Source organism: Streptomyces sp. MST-110588 (assembly GCF_022695595.1).
Lineage (GTDB): Bacteria > Actinomycetota > Actinomycetes > Streptomycetales > Streptomycetaceae > Streptomyces.
In genome coordinates this window covers 6,439,139-6,465,424 of record NZ_CP074380.1, presented here as the reverse complement: position 1 = coordinate 6,465,424, position 26,286 = coordinate 6,439,139, and the positions used below count along the sequence as shown (strand labels likewise).

The 26,286-nt window shown below is 71.7% G+C and carries 19 protein-coding genes; 10 read left to right on the top strand and 9 right to left on the bottom strand.

From position 1 onward, the window contains the following. The first annotated feature begins 147 nt into the window (after window positions 1–147). Together KGS77_RS28315 and KGS77_RS28310 are read left to right on the top strand one after the other, a co-directional pair. A complete protein-coding gene (locus tag KGS77_RS28315) occupies window positions 148–1,266 on the top strand; it encodes a LacI family DNA-binding transcriptional regulator (RefSeq protein ID WP_242585989.1) in 1,119 nt (372 codons plus the stop codon). Continuing rightward, on the top strand, window positions 1,263–2,213 hold the full coding sequence (locus KGS77_RS28310) for a carbohydrate kinase (protein WP_242585988.1): 951 nt from the start codon (window positions 1,263–1,265) through the stop codon (window positions 2,211–2,213). Before KGS77_RS28315 ends, KGS77_RS28310 begins: the two co-directional genes overlap by 4 nt. 130 nt (window positions 2,214–2,343) lie before the next feature. On the opposite strand, the gene uvrA is transcribed toward KGS77_RS28310, so the two are convergent. After that, window positions 2,344–5,445: an excinuclease ABC subunit UvrA gene (gene uvrA / locus KGS77_RS28305; RefSeq protein WP_242585987.1), complete on the bottom strand. Its 3,102-nt coding sequence runs from the start codon at window positions 5,443–5,445 to the stop codon at window positions 2,344–2,346. A 406-nt stretch (window positions 5,446–5,851) separates the two neighbouring features. Then, entirely contained in the window at window positions 5,852–6,592 is a 741-nt protein-coding gene (locus KGS77_RS28300; protein ID WP_242585986.1) for a TetR family transcriptional regulator, read from the bottom strand. A gap of 166 nt (window positions 6,593–6,758) precedes the next feature. On the opposite strand from KGS77_RS28300, the gene KGS77_RS28295 reads away from it, so the two are divergent. From KGS77_RS28295 to KGS77_RS28285, 3 genes are all read left to right on the top strand, one after another. Beyond that, window positions 6,759–8,462 (top strand): FAD-dependent monooxygenase, encoded by a 1,704-nt coding sequence (locus tag KGS77_RS28295; protein ID WP_242585985.1) that lies wholly within the window; start codon window positions 6,759–6,761, stop codon window positions 8,460–8,462. Window positions 8,463–8,587: 125 nt separating this feature from the next. Beyond that, window positions 8,588–9,364: a maleylpyruvate isomerase family mycothiol-dependent enzyme gene (locus KGS77_RS28290; RefSeq protein ID WP_242585984.1), complete on the top strand. Its 777-nt coding sequence runs from the start codon at window positions 8,588–8,590 to the stop codon at window positions 9,362–9,364. Between the two features lie 9 nt (window positions 9,365–9,373). Next, window positions 9,374–10,030, top strand: a complete 657-nt coding sequence (locus tag KGS77_RS28285; RefSeq protein WP_242585983.1) for an MBL fold metallo-hydrolase — start codon at window positions 9,374–9,376, stop codon at window positions 10,028–10,030. A gap of 118 nt (window positions 10,031–10,148) precedes the next feature. Here KGS77_RS28285 and KGS77_RS28280 read toward each other — a convergent pair whose 3' ends face one another. The 3 genes from KGS77_RS28280 to uvrB all read right to left on the bottom strand — a co-directional run bounded on the left by KGS77_RS28280 (window position 10,149) and on the right by uvrB (window position 14,362). Further along, on the bottom strand, window positions 10,149–10,607 hold the full coding sequence (locus tag KGS77_RS28280; protein WP_242585982.1) for a lamin tail domain-containing protein: 459 nt from the start codon (window positions 10,605–10,607) through the stop codon (window positions 10,149–10,151). 75 nt (window positions 10,608–10,682) lie between these two features. Beyond that, window positions 10,683–11,732, bottom strand: coding sequence for a TerC family protein (locus tag KGS77_RS28275; protein ID WP_242585981.1), 1,050 nt, complete (start codon window positions 11,730–11,732; stop codon window positions 10,683–10,685). Between the two features lie 488 nt (window positions 11,733–12,220). Then, entirely contained in the window at window positions 12,221–14,362 is a 2,142-nt protein-coding gene (gene uvrB, locus KGS77_RS28270; protein WP_242585980.1) for an excinuclease ABC subunit UvrB, read from the bottom strand. A gap of 456 nt (window positions 14,363–14,818) precedes the next feature. Here uvrB and KGS77_RS28265 point away from each other — a divergent pair, with 456 nt between their 5' ends. From KGS77_RS28265 to KGS77_RS28255, 3 genes are all read left to right on the top strand, one after another. Further along, complete coding sequence (locus tag KGS77_RS28265) at window positions 14,819–15,727, top strand: glycerophosphodiester phosphodiesterase family protein (protein WP_242585979.1); 909 nt, start codon at window positions 14,819–14,821, stop codon at window positions 15,725–15,727. Window positions 15,728–15,862: 135 nt separating this feature from the next. After that, a complete protein-coding gene (locus tag KGS77_RS28260; RefSeq protein ID WP_242585978.1) occupies window positions 15,863–16,486 on the top strand; it encodes a methylated-DNA--[protein]-cysteine S-methyltransferase in 624 nt (207 codons plus the stop codon). Between the two features lie 93 nt (window positions 16,487–16,579). After that, on the top strand, window positions 16,580–17,131 hold the full coding sequence (locus KGS77_RS28255; protein WP_242585977.1) for a DUF1697 domain-containing protein: 552 nt from the start codon (window positions 16,580–16,582) through the stop codon (window positions 17,129–17,131). Between the two features lie 30 nt (window positions 17,132–17,161). Here KGS77_RS28255 and KGS77_RS28250 read toward each other — a convergent pair whose 3' ends face one another. Next, entirely contained in the window at window positions 17,162–17,800 is a 639-nt protein-coding gene (locus KGS77_RS28250) for a uridine kinase (RefSeq protein WP_242585976.1), read from the bottom strand. Between the two features lie 464 nt (window positions 17,801–18,264). On the opposite strand from KGS77_RS28250, the gene KGS77_RS28245 reads away from it, so the two are divergent. After that, entirely contained in the window at window positions 18,265–19,713 is a 1,449-nt protein-coding gene (locus KGS77_RS28245; RefSeq protein ID WP_242585975.1) for a hypothetical protein, read from the top strand. A 34-nt stretch (window positions 19,714–19,747) separates the two neighbouring features. Here the strand turns inward: KGS77_RS28245 and KGS77_RS34710 are convergent, their stop codons facing one another. Next, window positions 19,748–21,880 carry a tetratricopeptide repeat protein gene (locus tag KGS77_RS34710; RefSeq protein ID WP_277994276.1) on the bottom strand — a complete coding sequence of 711 codons (2,133 nt, stop codon included), beginning with the start codon at window positions 21,878–21,880 and terminating at the stop codon, window positions 19,748–19,750. Window positions 21,881–22,109: 229 nt separating this feature from the next. Beyond that, window positions 22,110–22,589 carry a hypothetical protein gene (locus tag KGS77_RS28235; protein ID WP_242585974.1) on the bottom strand — a complete coding sequence of 160 codons (480 nt, stop codon included), beginning with the start codon at window positions 22,587–22,589 and terminating at the stop codon, window positions 22,110–22,112. A 370-nt stretch (window positions 22,590–22,959) separates the two neighbouring features. Here KGS77_RS28235 and KGS77_RS28230 point away from each other — a divergent pair, with 370 nt between their 5' ends. Continuing rightward, window positions 22,960–24,036: an RNA ligase (ATP) gene (locus KGS77_RS28230; RefSeq protein ID WP_242585973.1), complete on the top strand. Its 1,077-nt coding sequence runs from the start codon at window positions 22,960–22,962 to the stop codon at window positions 24,034–24,036. A gap of 143 nt (window positions 24,037–24,179) precedes the next feature. Here the strand turns inward: KGS77_RS28230 and KGS77_RS34705 are convergent, their stop codons facing one another. Further along, window positions 24,180–26,273, bottom strand: a complete 2,094-nt coding sequence (locus KGS77_RS34705) for a helicase-associated domain-containing protein (RefSeq protein ID WP_277994275.1) — start codon at window positions 26,271–26,273, stop codon at window positions 24,180–24,182. Between the last annotated feature and the right edge of the window lie 13 nt (window positions 26,274–26,286).

Sequence of the window (26,286 nt, the reverse complement as noted above, 5' to 3'; positions counted from 1 at the left end):
ACGTCCTCGTGCGGTTGGGGTGCCGGGACCATAACGTGCACGTAAACGCTTGCGCAAGCGTTTACGTCTAGGCTGTGATGGACTACGTACCGACAGGCCCGCGGCGGTGACCGGCGCGGCCGAAGACATTCGGGGAGGAAGAGCGGGATGACGACGATGGCCGACGTGGCACGGCACGCCGGAGTGTCCGTGGCCACGGTCTCGCATGTGCTCAACGAGACCCGTACGGTACGTCCCGGCACCCGCGCCGCCGTCCTGGACGCCATCGACGAGCTGGGCTACACCCACAACACCCTGGCCCGCTCCCTGGTCACCTCCCGCACCCGCTCCATCGGCCTGGCGGTCTCCGCGATCAGCAACCCGTACTTCACCGAGATCCTCCAGGGCGTGGAGTCCAGCGCGCTGGAGGCCGGCTACAGCCTGCTGATCGCCGACCCGCACGACGACCCCGAGCACGAGCTGAAAGTCGTCCGGCTGCTGCACGAGCGCAGGGTGGACGGCATGATCGTCGCGCCGTCCGCCGCCCCGGCCGGCATGGTCCAGTACGTGACCCGGCGCGCGGTGCCCACCGTCTTCCTGGACCGGCTCGTCGGTGAGGAGCACGACCAGGTCTGCGCCGAGAACACCGCCCCCGTACGCGAACTGGTCGAGCACCTGGCCGGCCTGGGGCACACCCGCATCGGCCTGGTCGCCGGGCTGCCCGGACTGAGCACGACCACCGAGCGCGTCCAGGGCTACCGGGAGGGGCTGCGCGCCCGCGGGCTGCCCTTCGTCCCCGAACTGCTGGCGGGCGGCAACTCCGAGGCCCGGGGCGCCGAGGCCGCCACCCGCCATCTGCTGGCCGCCTCCCGGCCGCCCACCGCGATCATCACCGCCAACAACGCGATGACCATCGGCACCCTCCAGGCGCTGCGCGACCTGGGCCGCGAGGTGCCTCACGACATCGCACTGGCCTGCTTCGACGACTTCTCCTGGGCCGACCTGTTCTCCCCGCGGCTGACCGCGGTCTGCCAGCCCAGCAAGGAGATCGGCGCGACGGCGGTCCGGCTGCTGCTGGAGCGGCTGGAGGAGCCGGGCCGGCCGCCCCGCACCCTTCGCCTCCCCTGCACCTTCGTGCACCGTACGTCGTGCGGCTGCCGCGAGGACGGCACCGGGCCCGGCGGAGGGTCCCGCACCGGGCCCGGCGGCCAGGAGCACACCGCCTCCCGCGGCGGGGACAGCACAGCGCCCGGCAGCCGGGCTCAGGAAAGGAACCGCACCCCGTGATCGTCGTCGCCGGCGAGGCCCTGATCGACCTCGTCCCCAGCCCGCAGACCCCACCCGCGCCGGAAGGGCTGCCCGCCCTGCTGCCGCGGCGCGGCGGCGGCCCGTACAACACCGCCGTGGCGCTCGGCCGGCTCGGCTCGCCCACCGCCTTCTGCTCCCGGCTGTCCACCGACGCCTTCGGCCGGTCCCTGCTGGCGGGGCTGCGTACGGCCGGGGTGGACACCTCGCTGGTCCAGCGCGGCACCGAGCCCACCACCCTCGCCCTCGCCGACATCGGCGCGGACGGCTCGGCCGGCTACGGCTTCTACGTCGAGGGCACCGCCGACCGCCTGTTCACCCTGCCCGCCGAACTGCCCGCCCACGCCCGCGCGTTGTCGCTGGGCACCTGCTCGCTCGTCCTGGAGCCGGGCGCCGGCGCGTACGAGTCCCTGCTGCGCCGGGAGGCCGGACGCGGACTGTTCACGGCACTGGACCCCAACATCCGTACCACCTTGATCCCGGACGGCGACGCCTACCGTGACCGCTTCCGCTCCTGGCTGCCGCATGTGGCACTGCTCAAGCTCTCCGAGGAGGACGCGGCGTGGCTGGCCGGGAACCGGGACCTGGCGGCGGCGCTGAAGGAGTGGCTGACGGCGGGGCCCGCGGCGGTCGTGCTCACGCGGGGCGGGGAGGGGCTGACCGTACTGACGCCGGGAGGCGGTGAGGTGAGCGTCGCGGGCGAGCGGGTCGAGGTGGTGGACACGATCGGCGCGGGTGACACGGTCAACGCCGCGCTGCTGCACCGGCTCGCCGCGCACGACGCGCTGTCGTACGCGGCCGTGGCCTCGCTGGGCGCCGCCGACTGGCGCGACATCCTGGGCTTCGCCGCCCGCGCCGCCGCCGTCACCTGCTCCCGCGCGGGCGCCGAGCCGCCGTACGCGGCGGAGCTGGCGGAACCGACGGACTGAGGACGACCGGCCACCGGGCCCGGACGGAACACACTTCGGCCGGCCGGCGCGGGCGCTGATAACGCACCCGCTCCGGCCGGCCGAAGTCCGTCTCCCGAGCTGCCGGGGCCGGGCCGACGGGCCGCCGGGCTCAGGCCCGGCGGGCCCGCGCCGCCTTGGTGGCAGCCGCCTTGGTGGCAGCCGTCTTCTTCGCGGCCGAGGACTTCGCGGCCGTCTTCTTCGCCGGAGCCGACGCCGACGATGCGGTCGCCGACGCCGTCCCCGTCCTGGCGGAAACGGTCTTCTTCGCCGTCGCCTGCGCGGCCACCGTCCGGCGCGCCGTGCTCTTCTTCGCGGCCGTCTTCTTCGCCGCGGCCCGCCCCGGCTTGCCGGCCGGCTCCGCGTCGCTGACCCGGTCGCCGAGGATCTCCCGCAGGAACTTGCCCGTGTGGCTGGAGGGAACCGCCGCAACCTGCTCGGGCGTGCCCTCGGCGACGACCATGCCGCCGCCGCTGCCGCCTTCCGGACCCATGTCCACGACCCAGTCGGCCGTCTTGATCACGTCGAGGTTGTGCTCGATGACGATCACCGAGTTGCCCTTGTCGACCAGTCCGGACAGCACCTTGATGAGCTTGCTGATGTCCTCGAAGTGCAGACCGGTCGTCGGCTCGTCCAGGACGTAGACCGTACGGCCCGTCGAGCGCTTCTGCAGCTCGGAGGCGAGCTTGACGCGCTGTGCCTCACCGCCGGAGAGCGTCGGCGCGGACTGCCCGAGCCGTACGTATCCAAGGCCCACCTCGTTGAGGGTCTTCAGGTGCCGGGCGATGGTGGGCACGGCCTCGAAGAAGTCCAGCGCCTCCTCGATGGGCATGTCCAGCACCTCGGCGATGGACTTGCCCTTGTAGTGGACCTCCAGCGTCTCGCGGTTGTAGCGCGCGCCGTGGCAGACCTCGCACGGCACGTACACGTCCGGCAGGAAGTTCATCTCGATCTTGATCGTGCCGTCGCCGGAGCAGTTCTCGCACCGGCCGCCCTTGACGTTGAAGGAGAAGCGCCCGGGGAGGTACCCGCGGACCTTGGCCTCCGTCGTCTCCGCGAACAGCTTGCGGACGTGGTCGAAGACACCGGTGTAGGTGGCCGGGTTGGACCGGGGCGTACGGCCGATGGGCGACTGGTCGACGTGCACGACCTTGTCGACCAGGTCGTCGCCCGCCACACGGGTGTGCCGGCCCGGCACCGACTTGGCGCCGTTCAGCTCGCGCGCCAGGTGGGTGTAGAGGATGTCGTTGACGAGCGTGGACTTGCCGGAGCCGGAGACGCCGGTGACGGCGGTGAGCACGCCCAGCGGGAAGGAGACGTCGATGTCGCGGAGGTTGTTCTCCTTCGCGCCGTGCACCGTCAGCCGCCGCGCGGGGTCGGCCGGGCGGCGGATCTCCGGCGTGGGGATGGTCTTGCGCCCGGACAGGTACTGCCCGGTCATCGACTCCTTGTTGGCCAGCAGCTCCTTCAGCGGGCCGCTGTGGACGACCTTGCCGCCGTGCTCGCCGGCGCCCGGGCCGATGTCCACGATCCAGTCCGCGACCTTGATGGTGTCCTCGTCGTGTTCGACCACGATGAGGGTGTTGCCCATGTCCCGCAGCCGTACCAGCGTCTCGATCAGCCGGTGGTTGTCGCGCTGGTGGAGGCCGATCGAGGGCTCGTCCAGTACGTACAGGACGCCGACCAGGCCGGAGCCGATCTGGGTGGCGAGCCGGATGCGCTGGGCCTCGCCGCCGGAGAGCGTGCCGGCGGCCCGGTTGAGCGAGAGGTAGTCCAGGCCGACGTCGACCAGGAACTTCAGCCGCTCGTTGACCTCCTTCAGGACCCGCTCCGCGATCTTCTTCTCGCGGGCGTCGAGCGTCATCTCCCGCAGGAAGTCGGCGCAGTCGCTGATCGACATGGCCGCGACGTCGGCGATCGACCTGCCCTGGACCGTGACGGCCAGGACGATCGGCTTCAGCCGCGTCCCCTCACAGGTCGGGCAGGGCACCTCGCGCATGTAGCCCTCGAAGCGCTCCCGGCTGCTGTCGCTCTCCGCCTCCTGGTGGCGCCGCTTGACGAAGGGCACCGCGCCCTCGAAGGCGGTGGTGTAGGACCGCTCGCGGCCGTAGCGGTTGCGGTAGCGCACGTCGATCTGCGTCTTGTGGCCGTTCATCAGCGCCTTCTTCGCGCGCTGCGGCAGCCCCGCCCACGGGATGTCCGTACGGAATCCCAGGGCGTCGGCCAGCGCGCCGACCAGGCGGCCGAAGTACTCCTTGGTGTGGCCGTGTGACCAGGGGTGGATGGCGCCCTCGTCCAGGGACTTGTCCTCGTCCGGGACGATCAGCTCGGGGTCGACCTCCATGCGCGACCCGATGCCGCTGCAGTCGGGGCAGGCGCCGAAGGGCGAGTTGAAGGAGAAGGAGCGCGGCTCCAGCTCCTCGAAGGACAGGTCGTCGTACGGGCAGTACAGGTGCTCCGAGTACATCCGCTCGCGCTGCGGATCGTCCTCGTCCAGGTCGACGAAGTCCAGGATGACCATGCCGCCGGACAGGCCCAGCGCGGTCTCCACGGAGTCGGTCAGCCGCCGCTTGGCGCTGTCCTTGACGGTGAGGCGGTCCACGACCACCTCGATGGTGTGCTTCTCCTGCTTCTTGAGCTTGGGCGGCTCGGAGAGCTGGATGGTCTGTCCGTCGACGCGGGCGCGGCTGTAGCCCTTGGTCTGGAGGTCGGCGAAGAGGTCGACGAACTCGCCCTTGCGCTCGCGCACCAGCGGGGAGAGCACCTGGAAGCGGCTGCCCTCGGGCAGCTCCAGCACCTTGTCCACGATGGCCTGCGGCGACTGGCGGGCGATCGGCCGCGCGCACTCGGGGCAGTGCGGCTTGCCGATGCGGGCGAACAGCAGGCGGAGGTAGTCGTAGACCTCGGTGATCGTGCCGACCGTCGAGCGCGGGTTGCGCGAGGTCGACTTCTGGTCGATGGAGACCGCGGGCGACAGGCCCTCGATGAAGTCGACGTCGGGCTTGTCCATCTGCCCGAGGAACTGCCGGGCGTAGGAGGACAGCGACTCGACGTAACGCCGCTGACCCTCGGCGAAGATCGTGTCGAAGGCGAGCGAGGACTTGCCCGACCCCGAAAGCCCCGTGAAGACGATCAGGGAGTCGCGGGGCAGGTCGAGGGAGACGTTCCGGAGGTTGTGCTCGCGAGCGCCACGGACGATGAGACGGTCGGCCACGCCGGTCGGCACCTTTCTGGAGGGGGCGGGGGCCGCGGCTCTGCTTCCGCGGCCACGGCACTGGGCGGAGGCGGCGGAGCCGAGCGGGCCCCTCGCCCCAGGGTATGGGGGCCGCCGCGGCACTGTCTTAGTGATGCCACACACGAGCCTATAGCACGCGCATTCGATTTATGGCCGTCGGCAGCTACCTTCACTCCAACGAGTGGTGGCGCCCTTGACTTCCCCGCTGGTGAGAGAGGTGCCGCACACGACGCGTGAGAAACACGTATCCGTACGGTGCGGTCTCACACACGCCGCGCAACACCCCGCCACGCTCCGGGACGCCCCGCCACGCTTCGGAACGCCTCGCCACACTCCGGGACGGTCCGCGACCGCCCCCATGGCCTCGACGGCCCGGCCGCCCCGCCTACCCCTCCGGCCCGGCGTCCGCCACCGGCCGGGCCGCCCCCGGGAGCACCCGCTCCACCACCGGCTCCAGCACCGCGAACGTCTCCTTCAGGAGGATCGCCTGATCGGCGGCGACGGCCTCGACGGAATCCCCGGCGAACTGCCGCCGCACCGCGGTGCCGTACGCCGTACGGCAGCCGGCGAGGACGAGCGCCGCGGCCAGCCGCGGGCCGTGATCGCGGGCGTCCGCGCCGACCGCCTCGGCCAGCAGCCCGGCCAGCAGGTCCTCGATCTCCCCGACCGCCTCGCGCGCCCGGGCCCGCAGCGCCGGCGAATCGACCACGACCTGACAGAAGTGGGTGAACCCCTCACCCACCGCTCCCAGCGGATGCCGCCGCGCCAGCAGGTCCAGCGCCAGGTCGCGCAGGGCGGCGAGCGGCGGGTGGCCCGGGCCGCGTTCCCGTACGGCCCGGGTGATCAGCTCCACCATCTCCGGTTCCCGGTCGAAGAAGAGGTCTTCCTTGCGCGGGAAGTAGTTGAAGACCGTCATCGTGGACACCTCGGCGGCCCGCGCCACCTCCGCGACGGTGACGTTCTCAAAGCCCCGCTCCACGAAGAGCTGCGTGGCCACGCCGGAGATCCGCCGCCGCGTCCGGAACTTCTTGCGCTGGCGCAGGGTGAGCCCCTCGGGCTCCGGCTCCCCCCGTACCCCCTGCGTGCCATAGGCCCCGCTCGCGCGCTCGTGCTCGTCATCGCTCATGACCAGAATTTTAGCCGCCATAAATTTTTAGTCACTATAGTGAGCGCATGAGGATCACGAGGAACACCTCCGAGGTATCGGAATCGGCGGACGCGACGGCAGGCAGCGCACCGGACGGGCGGCCGGACGCGGACGTGGTGATCGCGGGGGCGGGCCGGTCGGGTTGATGCTCGCCTGCGAACTCGCGCTGAACGGGGTACCGGTGACCGTCCTGGAGCGGCTGACGGAAATCGACCGGACGATCAAGGCGGGAGCGATCAACACACCCAGCGCCGAGGCGTTCTACCGGCGGGGGATGCTCCCGGACCTGGCGGAGGTGCAGCGGAGCGCGCTGGGGCATTTCGCCTCCTTCGTACGTCAGCGGCAGGCGGCCGGCGCGACCACCACCGGACGGCCGCCCAGGTTCGCCGGGCACTTCGCGGGCATCATGCTCCGCGGCGACCTCCTGGACGAGGACGACCCCGACTTCACCGCCGCCGGACCGGCCTGCGACGTCGGCCTCGTACCGCAGGAGGCACTGGAGCGGCTGCTCGGCGAGCGCGCGGCGGAACTGGGGGTCGAGGTCCGCCGGGGCGTGGAGCTGACCGGCTTCGACGCGGACGAGGACGGCGTGAGCGTGCACACCCGTGAGGCGTCCGGGGCGGCCGGGGCACTGCGTACGGGCTGGCTCGTCGGTTGTGACGGTGGCCGCAGCACGGTCCGCAAACTGGCCGGTTTCGACTTCCCCGGCACGGACCCGGGCATCACCGGCCACCAGGCCCTGGTGGAGATGGAGGGCTCGCAAGCACTGGGCGCCGGCTGGAACTGGACGAAGACCGGCACCTACGCCCACGGCCCGATGCCCGGCCGGATCCTGACCGTCGAGTTCGACGGGCCGCCCGCCGACCGCGAGGCGCCCGTCACCGCCGAGGAGTTGCAGGCGGCCCTGCGCGCCGTCTCGGGGGCCGACGTCACGATCACCAAGGTGCACACCGCGACCCGGTTCACCGACAACGCCCGCCAGGTGAGCGACTACCGCAAGGGCCGGGTGCTGCTGGCCGGGGACGCCGCCCATGTGCACTCGCCGTTCGGCGGCCAGGGCCTGAACCTGGGCATCGGTGACGCGATGAACCTCGGCTGGAAGCTGGCCGCCACCGTACGCGGCCGGGCACCGGAAGGACTGCTGGACACCTACACCGCCGAACGGCACCCGATCGGGGCGTGGGTGCTGGAGTGGACCCGGGCCCAAGTGGCGCTGATGCGACCGGAGTCGCACGCCCGCGCGCTGCGCGAGGTGGTCGCGGAGATGTCCCGTACCGTCGCCGGCACCACGTTCTTCGCCAAGAAGATCTCCGGGGTGTGGCAGCGCTACGACCTGCCCGGTGACCACCCGCTGACCGGCCGCAGCGCCCCGGACCTCGAACTGGCCGACGGCACCCGGCTCGCCGCCCATATGCACGACGGACGGGCGCTGCTCCTGGACCTCGCCGACGACGCCGGTCTGCGCCGGCGGGCCGCGGGGTACGGCGACCGGGTGCGGGTGGTGACGGCCACCTGCCCGGCGCGGCCGGAGCTGGCCGGACTGCTGGTACGGCCGGACGGCATCACGGCCTGGGCCGCCGACGCGGTCCCGGGCGCGGACGGCACCGCCCCCGTACGGGACATACGGGACGCGCACGACGTACGGGACGCTCGGGGCGCAGCGGATGTGCGGGAGGCGCTGGGGACCCGGGGGGTGCCGGGGGCGCGGGAGGTGCCGGGGACCCGGGAGGTGCCAGGGGCGCGGGAGACATCCGGCGGGCTGGACGCGCTCGACGACGCCCTGCGACGCTGGTTCGGGGAACCCGTCGACGCAGGCGTGTTCGAGACCGGGGTGTTCACCGGCGAGTGAGCCGGTGGTTTCCGCCGCCGCCGGACGGCACCGCATCCGCCCGTCGCGGACGAACATCCCCGCACACGCCCGGATCGTGTGCCGGCCGACTCCCGGAGAAGCCCTGGCGGCGATAGTTTCTGACCATGACCGACAACGCGCCCGCCTTCGCACCGGACTTCGCGCACGACGCGGCAGCCGTCCGCGAGGCAACCGACCGTCTTCTCGTCTCCGTGGGCAAGTTGGACGACGAGGCGATCGGTGAACCGTCTCTGCTCCCGGACTGGACCCGCGGCCACCTCCTCGCCCATCTGGCGCGCAACGCCGACGCGCTGGTCAACCTGCTCACCTGGGCACGTACCGGCGTCCGTACACCGATGTACGCGAGCGCGGCGGCCCGTGACGCCGACATCGCCGCCGGCGCCGACCGCCCGCTCGCCGCACACCTGGAGGATCTGCGTACCAGCGCCGACCGCTTCGATGCGGCGGCGGCTGCTCTGACGGCCGACCGCTGGCCGTATGAGGTGGAGATGCGCAACGGAGTGATCGAACGGGCCGCACGACTGCCCTTCCGCCGCCTGGCCGAGGCCGAACTGCACCACATCGACCTGGGCGTCGGCTACTCCGTCAAACAGCTTCCCGGGTCCTTCCTCGACGCCGAGCTGGACTTCCTGACGACCGTGAAGTTCGCGGGCCACCCCCAGGTGCCGGCGCTGGAACTGCGCGCCGAGAACGGTCGGCGGTGGCACACGGGACGGGCGGGGGGAACGGCCGGGTCCAACGGCACGGAGGCCGCCGCGGGGGCCGCGCCGGTGGTGGTCACCGGCACCCCGGCCGCCCTGGTCGGCTGGCTCACCGGGCGCAGCGCGGGCGGCGGACTCACCACCGAGGGCGGCCCGCTGCCGGCCGTCCCGCCACTTTAAGGTGGATCCATGCCCTATACCGGAGCGGTGAAGGTCGGCGGACCGGCCGACGTACGCGAACTGACCGACCTGATGATCTCCAAGGTCGCGGTCGGTCCCATGGACAACAACGCCTATCTGCTGCGCTGCCGTGCGACGGACGAGCAGTTGCTCATCGACGCCGCCGCCGAGCCGCGTACCCTGCTCGGCCTGATCGGGGACAGCGGGATCGCCTCGGTGGTGACCACCCATCAGCACGGTGACCACTGGGGCGCGCTGGGAGAGGTGGTGGAGGCGACCGGCGCCCGTACGTACGCGGGCCGGCACGACGCCGAGGGCATTCCCGTGCCCACCGACGTCCTGGTCGAGGACGGCGACACGCTCACCGTCGGCCGGGTCGAGCTCACCGCCCGCCATCTGACCGGGCACACCCCGGGCAGCATCGCCCTGATCTACGACGACCCGCACGGCCATCCGCACGTCTTCACCGGTGACTGCCTCTTCCCGGGCGGCGTCGGCAACACCTGGGGCGACGCGGAGGCGTTCACCCGTCTCGTCGACGATGTGCAGGCCAAGCTCTTCGACCGGCTCCCTGACGAGTCCTGGATCTACCCCGGCCACGGCGCCGACACCACGCTCGGGGCCGAGCGTCCGCACCTCGCCGAGTGGCGCGAGCGCGGCTGGTGACCCGGGGACGGGTGGACGGCCCGGTCGGTCGTCCACCCGTCCCGCTACGGGCCCATAGGCCCGTACGGGAGCCGTACGGGCCTATGGGCGGCGTGACGGTGCCGGGAAAGGCGTCACCTCAGCAGGCGACCCACTCCCGGTGCCTGTTGTTGTAGCTGCACCGGTCCACGCGCGCACCGGACGCCTTCTTCAGCGTCGCGGTGTCCTTGTCGTTGTCCCAGACGTACGCACGGCGGTTCTGGTAGCGGTTGCCCGCGGTGTCCGTCCCCCGGCCGGTGCGTATCTTCACCGACTTGCCCGCACCGAGGCTGTAGGACCCGAAGGTGTACTTGTGCCGGGAGGCGTCCGTCAGTGTCCAGCCCTTGAGGTTCACGCTCCGCGAGGTGGAGTTCTTGATTTCCACCCATTCGCCGTTCAGGCTCCGGTTGGAGCGGTCGTCCCGGCCCGGGCTGTTGTAGTAGATCTTCGTGATGTGTACGGATCCGGCCGCGGACGCGGGCGCGGCCACGACCAGACCTGCGGCCATCGTGCCTACGGCGAGCGCGGCAGCGGCGGCGGCATGGATGCGGTGACGCATGGTCCCCCTCGGGATGTGCGTGATCGGTGACCGCGTCAGGATATTCGACCGCTCTCCGGCGGTGTCCTTCAGACTTCAGACCTCCAGCCGGTCCTGGTCACGGCCCTGGTCCCGGTCCTGGTCACGGCCCGTGCGCCGCTCATCCGTTCCGGCCGCCGCCTGCTTCGCCGCCTGTTTTGCCGCCTGCTTCCGGGAGGCCCGCAGGCTGGTGATCGTGGTGACGGCCAGGACGGCGCAGATGACGCCCAGCGAGACCGGGATGCTGATCTCCGGGACGCTCACCCCCGACTCGTGCAGCGCGTGCAGCACCAGCTTCACACCGATGAAGCCCAGGATGACCGACAGGCCGTAGGAGAGGTGGACCAGCTTCTTCAGCAGCCCGCCGATGAGGAAGTAGAGCTGTCGCAGCCCCATCAGCGCGAAGGCGTTGGCGGTGAAGACGATGTACGGGTCCTGGGTGAGACCGAAGATCGCCGGGATGGAGTCCAGCGCGAACAGGACGTCGGTGGTGCCGATCGCCAGCATCACGATCAGCATCGGCGTCATCAGCCGCTTGCCGTTCTCCACGATGAACAGCCTGGTCCCGTGGTACCTGTCGGTCGAGGGGAACCGCTTTTCGACCATCTTCAGGAAGCGGTTCTCCTCGAACTCCTCGTCCTCTTCCCCGGCGCGCGCCTCCTGGATGAGCTTCCAGGCCGTCCAGATCAGGAAGGCGCCGAATATGTAGAAGACCCACGAGAAGGTGGCGAGGATCGCGGCGCCCGCGCCGATGAATCCGGCCCGCAGCACCAGGGCTATCAGCACGCCGACCAGCAGCACCCGCTGCTGGTACTTCGACGGCACCGCGAACTTGCTCATGATCAGCACGAAGACGAAGAGGTTGTCCACGCTCAGGGACTTCTCGGTGATGAAGCCCGCGAAGAACTCACCGGCGGGCCGGCCGCCGCCGAACAGGAACAGTCCGAGCCCGAAGAGCGCGGCCAGGACAACCCAGACGGCCGTCCATGTCCCGGCCTCCTTGACGGAGACGTCGTGCGGTTTTCGGCCGCCGATGAAGAAGTCGGCGGCGATCAGGGCGCACAGACCGAGAACGGTCAGCACCCACAGGTTCAGGGAAACGTCCACTGTTCCTCCGGCAGAGTCGTGCGGCACACAGCGTCGTCGCTGCCGGAGGTCTCTTCCACCCGGGACCGCGCGCCTCGCGGTAAGCGGTCCGGGCCGGCGTCCCGGGATCTCCCCACTCCCCCGATCCGTGATGACGGGAACGCCGCATCGGGAGTACTCCCCTCCGCGGAAAAAGAGTAAAGGAAAACCAAGGAATAGTAAAGAGTTGGGTAAACTCCCTGGTCAGGAGCCCCGAGACATCCCGCGGCAAGGCGCGCACGGCGGGGGCGGACGCCGTACGGACGACGGGCGGACGCCGTACGGGCCGCGTACGGACGGCCGGGCGACCGTTCCCGTACACGGCCCGTACGGCATCTCGGCCCGTACGGCATCTCACGCGCCTGAACCGGGCTCAGGCCCGCCACCGGATCCGGCCGCCACCGCCGTCGCAACCACAGCCGCAGCCGCAGCCGCAGCCACGGTCTCCGGCCGGAGCCCCGTAGCGCTTCTCAGCTCAGCCCCGCCTCCCGCATCTGACGCAGCTCCTTCTTCAGCTCGCCCACCTCGTCCCGCAGCCTGGCCGCGACCTCGAACTGCAGCTCGGCCGCCGCCGCCCGCATCCGGTCCGTCATCTGCTCGATCAGCTCGGCCAGCTCCGCCGCGGGCCGGTCCGTCGGCGTGCCGGCGGCTGCGGCCTTCCCCTTCTTGCCCTTCGCCGCCTTGCCACCGAGCGCGGGGACCGGCGCCTTGCCCTTGGCGTCCTTGCCGTCACCGGCCGCCTTGCGGTAGCCCGTCCCCAGCAGTTCCTGGGTGTCGATCTCCTCGCGGGCGAGCGAGGCGACGATGTCCCCGATCTTCTTACGGAGCGGCTGCGGGTCGATCCCGCGCTCCTTGTTGTACGCGAGCTGCTTCTCCCGGCGGCGGTTGGTCTCGTCGATGGCCTTCGCCATGGCCGGGGTGATCTTGTCCGCGTACATGTGCACCTGGCCGGACACATTGCGCGCCGCCCGCCCGATGGTCTGGATCAGGGACGTGCCCGACCGCAGGAACCCTTCCTTGTCGGCGTCCAGGATCGCCACCAGGGAGACCTCGGGCAGGTCCAGTCCCTCCCGCAGCAGGTTGATGCCGACCAGGACGTCGAACTCGCCGGCCCGCAGCTCGCGCAGCAGCTCCACCCGCCGCAGCGTGTCCACATCGCTGTGCAGATAGCGGACCTGGATGCCCAGCTCCAGGAAGTAGTCCGTGAGGTCCTCGGCCATCTTCTTGGTGAGGGTGGTGACCAGGACCCGCTCGTCCTTCTCCGTACGGGTACGGATCTCGTGGACCAGGTCGTCGATCTGCCCCTCGGTGGGCTTGACGATCACCTCGGGGTCGACCAGGCCCGTCGGGCGGATGATCTGCTCCACATAGCCGTCCGACCGCGAGAGCTCATAGGGGCCGGGCGTCGCGGAGAGATAGACCGTCTGGCCGACCCGCTCCAGGAACTCCTCCCACTTCAGCGGGCGGTTGTCGAGCGCGGACGGCAGCCGGAAGCCGTGGTCGACCAGGGTGCGCTTGCGCGAGGCGTCGCCCTCGTACATCGCGCCGATCTGCGGCACGGTGACATGCGACTCGTCGATGACCAGGAGGAAGTCCTCCGGGAAGTAGTCGATCAGCGTGTTGGGCGCGGAGCCGCGCTCACGGCCGTCGATGTGCAGCGAGTAGTTCTCGATGCCGGAGCAGGACCCGATCTGACGCATCATCTCGATGTCGTACGTCGTACGCATCCGCAGCCGCTGGGCTTCCAGGTGCTTGCCCTGCTTCTCCATCGTGGCCAGGCTCTCGGCCAGCTCCGCCTCGATGCCGGCGATGGCCTTCTCCATGCGCTCCGGGCCCGCCACATAGTGGCTGGCCGGGAAGACGTACAGCTCCCGGTCGTCGCTGATCACCTCGCCGGTCAGCGGGTGGAGCGTGGACAGCGCCTCGATCTCGTCGCCGAACATCTCGATCCGGACGGCCAGCTCCTCATAGACCGGGAAGATCTCGATGGTGTCGCCGCGCACCCGGAAAGTGCCGCGCGTGAAAGCGAGGTCGTTACGGGTGTACTGAATGTCGACGAACCGGCGCAGCAACTGGTCCCGGTCGATTTCCTGCCCCACTTTGAGCTGCACCATACGGTCCACGTATTCCTGGGGCGTACCCAGGCCGTAGATGCAGGACACCGACGCCACCACGACCACGTCGCGCCGGGTGAGCAGGGAGTTCGTCGCGGAGTGCCGCAGCCGCTCGACCTCCTCGTTGATGGAGGAGTCCTTTTCGATGTACGTGTCGGACTGCGGCACGTACGCCTCGGGCTGATAGTAGTCGTAATAGGAGACGAAGTACTCAACGGCGTTGTTCGGCAGCAGCTCGCGGAATTCATTGGCGAGCTGGGCCGCCAGGGTTTTGTTCGGCGCCATGACAAGGGTGGGCCGTTGCAGCTTCTCGATCATCCACGCAGTGGTCGCCGACTTGCCGGTGCCGGTCGCGCCCAGGAGGACGACATCCTTCTCACCGCCCCGGACGCGCTTTTCCAGCTCGGCGATGGCCGCCGGCTGGTCGCCACTGGGCTGATACGGGCTGACGACCTCGAAAGGTGCCACCGTGCGTTCGATCTTGGATACGGGCCGCATGGCATCCACCGTACGACCCCCCACTGACAACGGGCCGGGCAACACCTCCGACCAGGCACTTTGCCGGTGCACGGGCCCGGGCGCCGAGGGCTCGCCCAGCGCACCGCTCGCCGGCCGGGCCGGAACCGCCCACCCGTCAAGGACGTAGTCGAGTCGGTCACGGGTCGCCCCACGGGCGGTCCACGGGCGGTCCGTCGGCGATGCGCGCGGAAGCCGGGTCTCCTCCCCCGATACGGGGCCGGGCCCGGCATCCGTTGCGTACGGGCGTCACCGGTGACGGGTGTCCCCGGTTCGCACACCGGGCACAGAACACTTCTCGTTCAATCTCTGTCCATCGCTCGCCTATCTTCCGGTCCACCCCACCTGCGACCCTCTGGCCGTCCAGTCCCGTTCCGCCCCACCCAGTCATGTCCTTCCCCGCAGCAGTCCGCCTTCGCGCGATCACGAGGAGTCCGTATGCGTATCCGCTCCGCCGCCACCGCCACCGGTGCGCTCCTGGGCCTGTCCGCACTCATCCTGTCCACGGCCTCCGCCCGGGCCGCCTCCGCCGGGGCCGCGACCCACCACGACGGGACGGTGGTCCTCGCCCACCGCGGCGCCTCCGCCTACGCCCCCGAGAACACGATCTCCGCCGTCAACGCGGCCGACAGACTCGGTATCGAGTGGGTGGAAAACGACGTCCAGCGCACCAAGGACGGCGAACTGATCATCATGCACGACACCTCGCTCGCCCGGACGACCAACGTCGAACAGGTATTCCCCGGTCGCGCGCCGTGGAACGTCTCCGACTTCACGCTCCGGGAGATCGAGAAGCTGGACGCGGGAAGTTGGTTCGGGCCCCAGTTCAAGGGCGAGCGTGTGCCGACCATGGAGGCGTACATGGACGCCGTCGAGAACAACGGGCAGAAACTCCTGATGGAACTCAAGGCTCCGGAGCTGTATCCGGGCGTCGAACGCCAGGCCCTGAGGGAGCTGCGGGCCGAGGGCTGGCTGGACCGCCACCACGTCAAGCGCCGGCTGATCATCCAGAGCTTCAACGCCGACTCGGTGAAGAAGGTCCACCAGCTCCGTCCCGACGTCAAGACGGGCTTCCTGGGCACCCCCGCGGTCTCCGAGCTCCCCAAGTACCAGGCGTTCGCCGACCAGATCAACCCGAACCACGGGACGATCAACGCGGCGTACGTCTCCACCGTGCACGCGCTGAAGGGCCCGCACGGCCGCCCGATGGAGGTCTACACCTGGACGGTCGACGACGCCCGTAACACGGTCAAGGTCGCGAAGATGGGCGTCGACGGGATCATCAGCAACAAGCCCGACGTCGTACGGGACGCGCTCGACGAGGCCGGCAGCAGGAGCCGCCGGTAGGCGTCGCCCGCCGCCGTGGCCGCCCCGCGGGCCGTCCCCCTCAAAGCTGGGTGGGGGCGGCCCGCGGGGCGTTGTCAGTGGCGGGCCATACGCTGATTCCGTGGCGATTTCACAGCGCGGCGGGCGGAGCGGGAGATGACGATGCCGGAGCAGGAAGCACAGGGAAGGCGAGAGGCGCAGGACGGTGAGCCGACGGAAGCCGCCGGGCCACGCGCGACGCCCGGGCCGCGGCCTCGCGACTGGGCCTGGCGGGTGCTGGAGACGCCCATCGGCCCGCTGCTGCTCGCGGTGACGCGCGAGGGACTGGCGCAGGTCGTCTTCCACAGCGACCAGCGCACGACCCGCCGGGCGGTGACACGTCTGCGGCAGGCTTTCGGTACGGACCCGCTGGCGGACCTGCCCCATCTGGCCACGGCCGTCAGCGAGCTCACCGCGTACTTCACCGGCCGACTGCACACCTTCACCGTGCCGCTGGACTGGTCGCTGTCGGGCGGTTTCAACGAGCGGGTGCTGCGTGAACTGGCGGCCGGCGTCCCGTACGGCAGCGTCGTCGGCTACCAGGACCTGGCCGACCGGGTCGGCGAACGCGGCGCCGCCCGCGCGGTGGGCGCCGCCATGGGCTCCAACCCGCTGCCGGTGGTCGTGCCCTGTCACCGCGTCGTGGCCGCCGACGGCGGCATAGGGGGCTTCGGCGGCGGCCTGGAGACCAAGCGGCTCCTGCTGGCCCTGGAGGGCGTCCTGCCCGCGCCCCTCTTCTGATCACCCCGCCTCCTGCCGACCCGTCTCTGGTCGGCCCGCTTCTCCTCAGCCCGGTTCTTCTCGAACACCCCCTCCCCGGAAAGGCGCCGTGCCGTGTCCCGTCAGATCGCTCTCCTGCGTGGCATCAATGTCGGAGGTCACAAGAAATTCCCCATGGCGCGGCAGCGCGAAGTGTTCGAGTCCCTGGGCTACGAGGACGTGTCCGTCCTCCTCCAGACCGGCAACATCGTCTTCGCCGACCCCGGCACGCCGCCCGCGGAAACCGCCTCGGCCCTTGAGGCCCGGATCGCCGAGGAAATGGGCTTCCCCGTCCCCGTGATGGTGCGTACCCGTGACGAGCTGGCCGCCGCCGTCGCCGCCAACCCCTTCCCGCAGGCCGTACCGGAGCCCAAGAGCCTGCACATCACCTTCCTGTCGGGGCCCCCGGCCGACGCCACCGGCCTGCGCGCGCTCCAGGCGCTCGATTCCGCCCGCTACGCGCCGGACCGGTTCCGGCTGACCGGCCGCGAGCTGTATCTGTGGTGCCCCGGCGGCATCGGCCGCTCCAAGCTCGCCGAGGCCGTCTCCCGAATACCCCTGGGGGTGACGGCCACGGCACGCAACTGGAACACCGTGACCAAACTCCTGGCCCTGGCCGACGCCTGACCGGTCCGTCTTCGCCGGGCCCGGCCGCGCTCAGTCCAGGCCGCTCCACGCCGGGCGCCGCGGATCGTCCGCCCGTACGACGACATCGGCAGCCTCTTCCGGCCGCACCTCGTCCTCGTACCGCGCGAAGGCGGGCAGCGTCCATCGTTCCTGTTCGGGCGTGTGCCGGGCGAGGGCGGCGGGAGTCAGCTTCAGATGGACCGACAGGTCGAGGGGGAACCAGTGGCCGAAGAGGAACGGCCCGTGCAGCAACAGCACGCCGCCGGGCGGGAGTTGCACGTACGGGCTGCGTGTCGCCCGGTCCGTACGGGGGTCCCACAGATCGGGCAGCACCCGCCCGGGGCCGCCGGGTTCCAGCGGTCCGAAGACCTCCCGCCACAGTGCCTGCCGGTCGAACCACTCGCCGTAGTACGCGTCGGGGTCGTATCTGCCGTACTCCAGGCGCAGGGAGGCGGGGCGCAGGAAACCGTGGGTGTCCACGTCATGGACGGCACGCCCGCGCACCCGCAGGGCCTCCGCCAGCCGGCCGGCCGTCTCCTTCGGCCGGGCGGCCGGCGCGCCGTCGACCGCCACCCGCAGCCACGGGCCGCCGTCCCGCGCCGCCATGCCGGCGATCCGCCCGGCCAGCGCGTCGGCCAGCCGTTCCCAGGTGATCGATTCAAGCCGCACTCCCCCATTCTGCCGGGCGCGCCGGTCCGGCGATTAGGGTGGCCGCCGGGGCCGGGGTGACGGGCGGGCACGAGGGTGGAGGGGGAAGAGGGAGATGGGGGAAGAGACGGGGAGCGGCAAGGTCGCGGGGTGGCTTCGGGTGCCGGTGGGGCCCGAGAGCGCGCGGTGGTCGACGCGGGCCGGGACCGTACGGGTCCTGTTCATCGTGCACAACGTCACCTCGGCGACCCGGCTGCTGGACGTCCTGCCGCTCTTCCACGACGACACCCGCGTACAGTGCCTGGCCACGTGTACGGGTTCGTCCCCTTTCCTGGCCGGTGTGCCGGAACTGCTGGCCGACGCCGGGCTGCCCGTACTGCCGTGGGAACAGGCCCGGGAGACCGCCGTGGACCTGGCGATCAGCGCCAGCTACGGCGGCGAACTGCACCATTTCAAGGGAAAGTTGGCCGTCCTGTCGCACGGCATTGGCTACAATAAGAGACTGCCGACACCGGACACCGGACACCGGACACCGGACACCGGCTCCGGTTTTCGGTCTGTCCCCGGAGTGGCTGCTGCACGACGGCGAGCCGGTCGCCGCGGCGACCGTCCTGTCCCACCCCGAACAGCTCGCCCGGCTGCGCGCCTCATGCCCCGAGGCCGTGCCCACCGCGGTCCTCGCCGGCGACCCGTGTTTCGACCGTCTGCTGGCCGCGCTCCCCTACCGCGACCGGTTCCGCCGCGCGCTCGGCACGGCCCCCGGCCGCCGTCTGATCGTCCTGAACTCCACCTGGGGCCCGCGTTCCCTCTTCGGCGACGAGAACGACATCCTCCCCTGGCTGCTCGCCCGTCTCCCCGCCGAACTCCCCGTCGACGAGTACCGCCTGTGCGCCGTCCTCCACCCCAACATCTGGCACGGTCACGGCCCCGGCCAGGTACGTGCCTGGCTGCACGCCGCACAGCGGGCCGGCCTCACCCTCGTCCCGCCCCTGGGCCCCTGGCGCCAGGTGCTGGCCGCGGCCGACGCCGTCATCGGCGACCACGGCAGCGTCACCTACTACGCCGCCGCCATCGGCACGCCCGTACTCCTCGGCGCCTTCCCGCCCCAGGACCTCGATCCGGATTCCCCGGTCGCCGCGCTCGGCCGCCTCGCGCCGCGCCTGCGCCCGCAGGAACCTCTGCTCCCCCAGCTCGACGCCCTCCTGACCACCCACGACCCGGACCGCTACGCCCGGCTCGCCGAGCAGACAACCTCCGCCCCCGGCGCATCGGCCACCCTGCTCCGCCGGGCCTTCTACCGCCTCCTGAGCCTCCCCGAGCCCCGCACGCCCGCCTGTCTGCCCCGCCTCCTGGACCCACCGCCCGGGACGGCCCCGCTCTGCCCGCCGCCGGCCCCCCTCGGCGCCCTGACGCGTCTCCTCGGCCCCGGCCCGGACGGCACGCCCGAGATAGCGGTCACCCGCTGCGCCGGCACGCCGCCCCCCTCGTCCCCGTACGCATACGAAAGCGCCTGCCGGGACCGGCGTGACCCTGCCCCGGACCTCCACCCCAGCGCCCACACCGCCGTCCACGAGGACACCCCGGACCCCGGCCAACTCGCGCTCGCGGACATCGTCCTGCACCACGCCCGGTCCGAACCCGAGGCATGGACACACGACGCCCTGCGCCGGCATCCGCACTGTGCGATGGCGGCCTGCGTCACCACGCCCGGAAGCTGTCTCATACGGACGGCGGACGGACATCTCCTCACGCTGGAGGCGGCCCCCGGGCCGGACGGTTACCGCGATCCGTGCGACCCGACCGCCTACGCCTCGGCGCTCTACGCCTGGTACGAGGCGGGCCGCCCCCTGAAGGACCTCGCACCGGGCTTCGTCACGGTGACGGGCCGCACCCGCCACCACATCAAGCTCTCCGTCATCGCGTCCCCCGTATAGCCCCTCCAGCTCCCCCTTCTTGTTCGCCACCCCGTCAACTCCCTGCGCTCTGACGCCCCTCCAGCTCCCCCAGCTCCTCCAGGCGCGCCCGGACCGTCACCGCGCCCGGCGCCCCCGTCGCCTCATGGAAAGCGAGCGCCGCCCGCAGATGTCCGGCCTCGGCCTCCGCGTCCCCCGCCCGCCGTGCCACCAGCGCCCGCAGTTCGGCGACGTCCGCCTGCTGGATGACCGCGCCCTCCGCCGCCATCACCGCCGCCGCCTCCGTGAGCAGCTCCTCGGCGGCGGGGCCCTGCCCGGCTTCCAGCAGCGCCCGGCCCAGGCTCATCAGCACCCGGCCTTCGTTGTACGGATCGGGCAGCGCGCGCATCAGCTCCCGCGCCCGCTCCAACTGTGCGACGGCGGCCTCATGACGGCCCGCCCCTTGGAGCGCCCGCCCCAGATGGTGCTCCAACAGGGCCAGCGCCCTCGGGTCACCGACCTGCCGGGCCAGCTCCCGCGCCGTCACCAGGCAGTCCACGGCATCGGCCCACCGTTCCTGCCGCAGCCGCAGCAGCCCCAGTGACTCCACCGCGGTCGCCTCACCCCGTACGTGACCGGCCCGCCGGTCCGCGGCGGCGGCCTCCTCGAACTCCGTCTGCGCCCGTGCGAAATCCCCCAGCCCCATATAGGCGAAGCCGAGTTGGGCCCGCATCCGCCCTTCCGCCTCGGGGCATTCCTCCGCGCAGCGCGCCGCGGCCTGGACGCCGAGCCGGTGGGTGCCCACCCACTGCTGGTGGAACCCGAGCCGCAGATGCAGTCCCCACATGGCCTCGCACAACTGCCATGTCACCTCGTCCAGGCCGTAGTCGGCCGCGGCCCGTACCGCCTCCGCCAGGTTCTGGCGTTCTTCGCGGAGCCACTCCAGTGCGCTGTGCCCGTCGGCGTACGCGGCGGGCCTGCCCTCCAGACGCGCGTAGGCAGGCCCCAGATGCCAGCGGCCCGGCAGCACACAGGCGTCCGCCGCGGCGGCAGCCCGTACGTACCACAGCAGGACCTTGCGCAGCGCCGCCGCGACGCCCGCGGCACCGTCCCGCGCCAGCGCCCGCTCCTGCGCGTACTCCCGCCACGCATCATGAAACCGATACCGCCGCCGCTCCCCTTCTCCGTCCCCCTCTTCCTCTCCCTCTTCTTCCTCTTCCCTCTCCAGCATCCGCCGCCGGACCAGCTCCTCCAGAGCCGCCGCGGCCTCCGCCTCCGTGACCCCCGCCGCGACCGCGGCCGAGGCCGCTGTCACATGGGCCCACGGCCGCAGTCCCGACAGGCGGTACACACGGGCCACGGTCTCGGGCAGCTCCTCGTACGACGCGGCGAGCACCGCCACATCCAGCACACCGCGCCCGCTCCCGGCCCCTTCCGGCGCATCGCGCCCGCTCCCGTGCCCGCCCTCCTCCGGCGCATCGCGCCCGCGCTCCGCCTCGTCCGTCATCGACCGCACGACCCGCCGTTCGCTCTCAGCCATCTCGCGTTCCAGGAGCTCCCAGTCCGGCTCCTGCCGCGCGGCGGCCCGCGCCCCCACCGCACACAGCGCGAGGGGCATACCGCCGCAGCGCCGCGCCACCGCCTCGACCCCGGCTCCCGCGCCTCCCATACGGGCCAGCAGTCCCACCGCGTCACGGGTCCCCAACGGACCGAGGCGCAGCCCATGGGCGCCGTGCTCCGCCACCAGGCGACCGAGGTGGTGCCGGCTGGTCACAATGGTCAGGGAGGAAGGCGAAGCGGTCAGCAAAGGACGTACCTGAGCGGCAGAAAGGGCATCGTCCAGCACCGTCAGAACACGCCGCCCCGCCGTCAGACTGCGGAACTGCCGCTCCAGCGTCTCCTGGTCGGTTCCTATCCATTCCCGGTGAGCGCCCAGATCACGCAGCAGATGCACCAGCGCGTCCGCGGGACTGACCGCCGTGTCGGGCGACGCGCCGCGCAGTGGCTGGTAGAGCTGCGCCTCCTCGAACCGGTCCCCGAACGCCGCCGCCAGTCTCAGCGCCGTGGCCGTCTTCCCGACCCCTGAGGGCCCCCACAGCACGACCACGACCGGCCCGCCACCCGCGCCGGGGCCCGCACGGTCCGCACCGTCCAATAACGCCGTCACCTCGTCCACCACGGCTTCCCGGTCGACGAACAGACGTGTCACCCCGGGCACCGTCCGCGGCACCGGCGCCCCCGGCACCCTCGCCGGCGCCACCGCCTCGAACACTACCGTTCCCACGCTCCGTGCCTGCACCACGTTCCCGTGAATCGTCCCCCCGCTGACCTCATTGCTCACCCGCGCCCCACCACCGGTCCCACGCCTCAACCCGTCCCCACTCAACTCCGTGCCCCCACTGGCCGCAGCGCTTTCCCCGAGCCCCTCCCCCACTCCATCAGTGATCATCCGGAGCACGCCCGCCCCGCCGACCGTCCTGTCGCGCGTCCCGCCGCCCCTCCCGCGTCAGCCCGGCGATCACCCCCGCCTGGATCACCGTCCCGTGGTGTACCCCGCCAGTGATGCTGTTGTGCACGTCCCGCACCCGCACACCACCGCTCTCCTCGCGCCACGCGTCCACCAGCTCCCGCAACTCCTCGGCGGCGGCCGGATCCTCCCGCAGCAGCCGACGCAGTCTCACCCGCCACTCGGCCTCCACATCCACCGCCCCACTGTCGTCCCCCTCCTCGCGGGCCGCCAGCAACTCCCCGCGCGAGACCTCCAACTCGCCCGCGAGCGCCTCCTCCTCACCGGCTCCCCGGCGCCGCGCGAAGAACGCCACCACCCGCTCCCGCGCCTGCGCCCACCCCTCGGCAGCCATCTGCTGCACCAACGCCGTAGCCCCCGCCGTAGCGAGCGCCACCAACTCCGCCTCCATCGCTCCCCCTCCATCCCGGCCCGCCGTACACACGGCACCGGCACCTATCCGTTCCCGCCACGGTAGAGATCCCAGCCCCGTCTTGAACAGGCCGTCCCCCATACGTGGACATGCCGTCCCCCATACGTGAACAGGCCGTCCTCCATACATGAACAGGCGACCTCCATAGGTGGAGAGGCCGGCCTGCCCGGGCGCGGACGCTGCCGGACCGACCACGGCCCCAGGGGATTGGCGAATTCGCCGGACTGAAGGCAGCGGGCAGAGAAGTGGGGCGGAAAACGGTTCGCCGAGTGAGGGGTGGGGCGGGCAGAGTGAGGGTGGCTGTTGCGGTGGGTGGCGGTCCGTGTGGTTATGGGAGAAGGGTTTTGTCGTGTCGACGCTGCGGGTCACGGCCGAGCAATTGACGATTCACGGGCATCCGAATGCCGATGCGCTGGAATTGGCGCAGGTGGGGCTGTATCGGGCGGTGGTCGCCAAGGGCGTATACCGTACGGGCGACTTCGCGGTGTACGTGCCGGAGCAGGCCGTACTGCCCAAGGACCTGGTGGAGGAGCTGGGGCTGAGCGGGAAGCTCGCCGGGGCCGCGGGCAATCGGGTGAAGGCCATTCGGTTGCGCGGGGAGCTGTCGCAGGGAATTGTCTGCCGTCCTCGGGCATTGGCGGATACGGACCTGGAACGGGCGGCGGCTGACGGTACCGATTTCGCCGAGGTGCTCGGGATTGTGAAGTGGGTGCCGCCGGTGCCTGTCTCGATGAGCGGGGATGTCGAGTCGGCGCCTGATGTGCTGCCGTGGATCGACATCGAGAATCTGAAGCGCTACCCGAAGGTGTTCGCGGAGGGCGAGCCGGTAGCGGTGACGGAGAAGGTGCACGGCACCGCGTGCTGTGTGACGTACACGGCCGGCAGCGAAGTCACGCGGGTGACGTCCAAGGGGCTCGGTGCGCAGCGGCTGGCGTTGAAGGAGGACGAAAAGAACCTGTACTGGCGGGCCGTTCGCGGGCACGGCATACCCGAGGCCGCGGCATTCCTGGCGGAGAAGCTGGGGGCGGCGCGGGTCGGGATCTACGGCGAGGTGTACGGGGACGGGGTGCAGGATCTCGGGTACGGCGCCGACAGCCGGCGTGGCGTACCGGCCTACGCGGTGTTCGATGTCGCGGTGGAGGTCGACGGGCGGGTGCGGTGGCTGGACCCGCAGGAGCTGACGGCGGTGTTGGGCGGGCAACTGCCGTTGGTGCCCACGCTGTTCACCGGGCCGTACGACGCGCGGCGGGTGCTGGAGCTGGCCGAGGGCCGCGAGACGGTCTCGGGGCGTGGCGTGCACATCCGGGAGGGTGTCGTCGTACGCCCGCTCACCGACCGGTACAGCGAGGAGCTGGGCGGGCGTGCGATCGCCAAGGTGGTCAGCGGTGCTTACCTGACGCGTAAGGGTGGTACGGAGTACGAGTGAGCGGGAGGGCGGGGGCGGACGCGGAGGGGGTGGGGAGGGGACGGGAGGGGAGAAATGTGATGTCGCTGTCTCACACGCGTCATAGCCTCAAAACCTCACGTCCTCATGGCCTCACGTCCTCATGGCCTCACATCCTCATGGCCTCACGGTGTCGCCAGCAGGCGTTGGGCGAGGGTGAGGGCGAGCGCGGCGGCGGATCTGCGGGCCGGGGGCGGGGTGTTGGCGCGATGAGAAGGGAGGCGCTCGATCGTGGCGGTACCGGTCTCGGATTCGAGGGTGGGGGCGTACCCGGCGGCCCGGAGCGCTTCCAGGGTGGCGGCGGGCTCGCTGCTGCTGGTCAGGACGGTCGGGGCGATGGCGCGTAGGCCGAGGGGGCGCAGCGCCCGGTGGGCGGCGAGTTCGCGGATCAGGGCCTGGTCGTCGGAGCGGACGCAGCATCCGACGGGTAGGACGCTCATACGGCCGTGGGCGCGGGCGGCGTCCTGGACGAGGTAGATCAGCGGCTGGGGCAGCGTCCCGGTCGCCGATGCCTCGGTGAGGCCGGCGAGGAGGGTGTCGGCCCGGTAACCGCCGTCCAGGGCGCGGCGTACGGAGCCGGGGCCGAACCGCCAGGTCACGGCGTGGCCTTCGGACTCCCGGTCGGCCGTGGCGGCGAGCAGAGCGGCGAGGTCGGCGGCGGGCGGGCCGGGGACGACGGCTGTCAGGTCCGCCTGGAAGTGGGCCTTGTGTACGGGCGGTGGCAGGAGGTCGCGCAGGGCGGCGTGGAGCGGGGAGTCGTCGGCCGGCAGGCCGTCGGCCGGGGCGCTGTGAGCGTCGGTGGCGTCGGTGCGGGCGGCGTCCGGGGCCGTGAGGAGGGCATGGCCCAGCGGGGTGAGGGTGCCGTGGGCGGTGAGGCCGAGGAAGGCGGCTTCCTGGAGCGTATGGGCGGCGCGGGCTTCGGCCGCCGGCTGGTCGGTGACGGCGAGCGGACGGTGCCAGGCGGCGGCCCGGAGCAGGGGGTGCGAGGCGGCGGGGCGGCTCTCCGAGGAGGGGACCGGGCCGTTGTGGTGGGGTGTTTGCGTGCCCCGGGTTTCCTGTGTGTCCTCGGCCTGTATGCCCTTGGAGAGGGGCTGGGGCTCGGCGTCGAGGGGCGGAAGGGCGGTACGGAGGGGCGGAAGTCCGGTGCCGGCGGGGAGGGTGGCCAGGGTGGCGAGGAGCGCGTACCGCAGGGCGGGGGCGTGCCGGTCGTGACCGCGGACCAGCGCGGTCGGGGTTTCGCCCTCCGGCGTATGGGTGGGGATGGCCCAGAGGGTGAGCCAGGCGGCGAGGACCGGGGCCAGGCGTGCGCCGGGGGTACGGGTCAGCCAGTCGTCGTAGGCGCTGGTGGGCAGTGCGGTGGTGCCCGCCGGCGTACGGGTCAGTGCGATCAGTCCGGCGGCCAGGGCCAGATCGAGCAGCAGGCGGCACTGCGCCTCGGTCGTGCCGGCGTCCTTCGCAAGCCGTTTGATTTCGCGCAGGGCCAGGCCGCCTGCTTTGCGGAGCGCGGCGGGCCGGCCGGCGAGGGATGCGAGCAGCCGGTCCAGTGCGGCGGCCAGTACGGAGGCGGCGGCCTGGGATTCGGCGTGGGGCGAGCGGGGGGCGGGGAAAGGGACGGCGGCGTGCCCGACGGCGGCGTGCCCGACGGCGGATTGCGGCCCGCGAGCGGTGTCGGAGGTGGCGTCGGGGATGGGCGCGGTGGGGGTGAAGGGGCCGAGGTCGAGCGTGCCCAGGAGCTGGGGCGTGCGAGGGGGCACGACGACGCGACCGTCTTCGGTGGGTGCCGCCAGCCCGTCCTCGTACAGAGATCGCAGCGCGGCGACGGCGGCGTCGCGGGCGGGACCGGCCCGGTCCGCGCCCAGGGCGGCGTAGATCTCCTCGCTCGGTACGGGCTCGGTGGCCAGGTGCGCGAAGGACAGACGGTGCGCCATCAGCGACTGGTAGTCCGCCCCGGGCGCCGGGGCGGCGGGAACCGGAGCGCTCTCCTTGGCGAGGCCCTGACTGATGCGGGCGGTCGCGGCCAGCAGGTGCAGGCGCGGGTGATCGAGGTGGAGGACCACGTGGTGGAGGGTCTCGTACGACCACAGTGTGGCGGCCAGGGCGCGGAGCCGGGTGGGCGCGGGCTGCCGGGAGAGGGGCTCCGCGTGGCGGGTGAGCAGGGCGGCGAGCTGTTCGGGGGTGCGCTGCGCGAGGGACCGGGTGAGCGTGTCGAGACCTTCCACGGCCCCGAGGGTA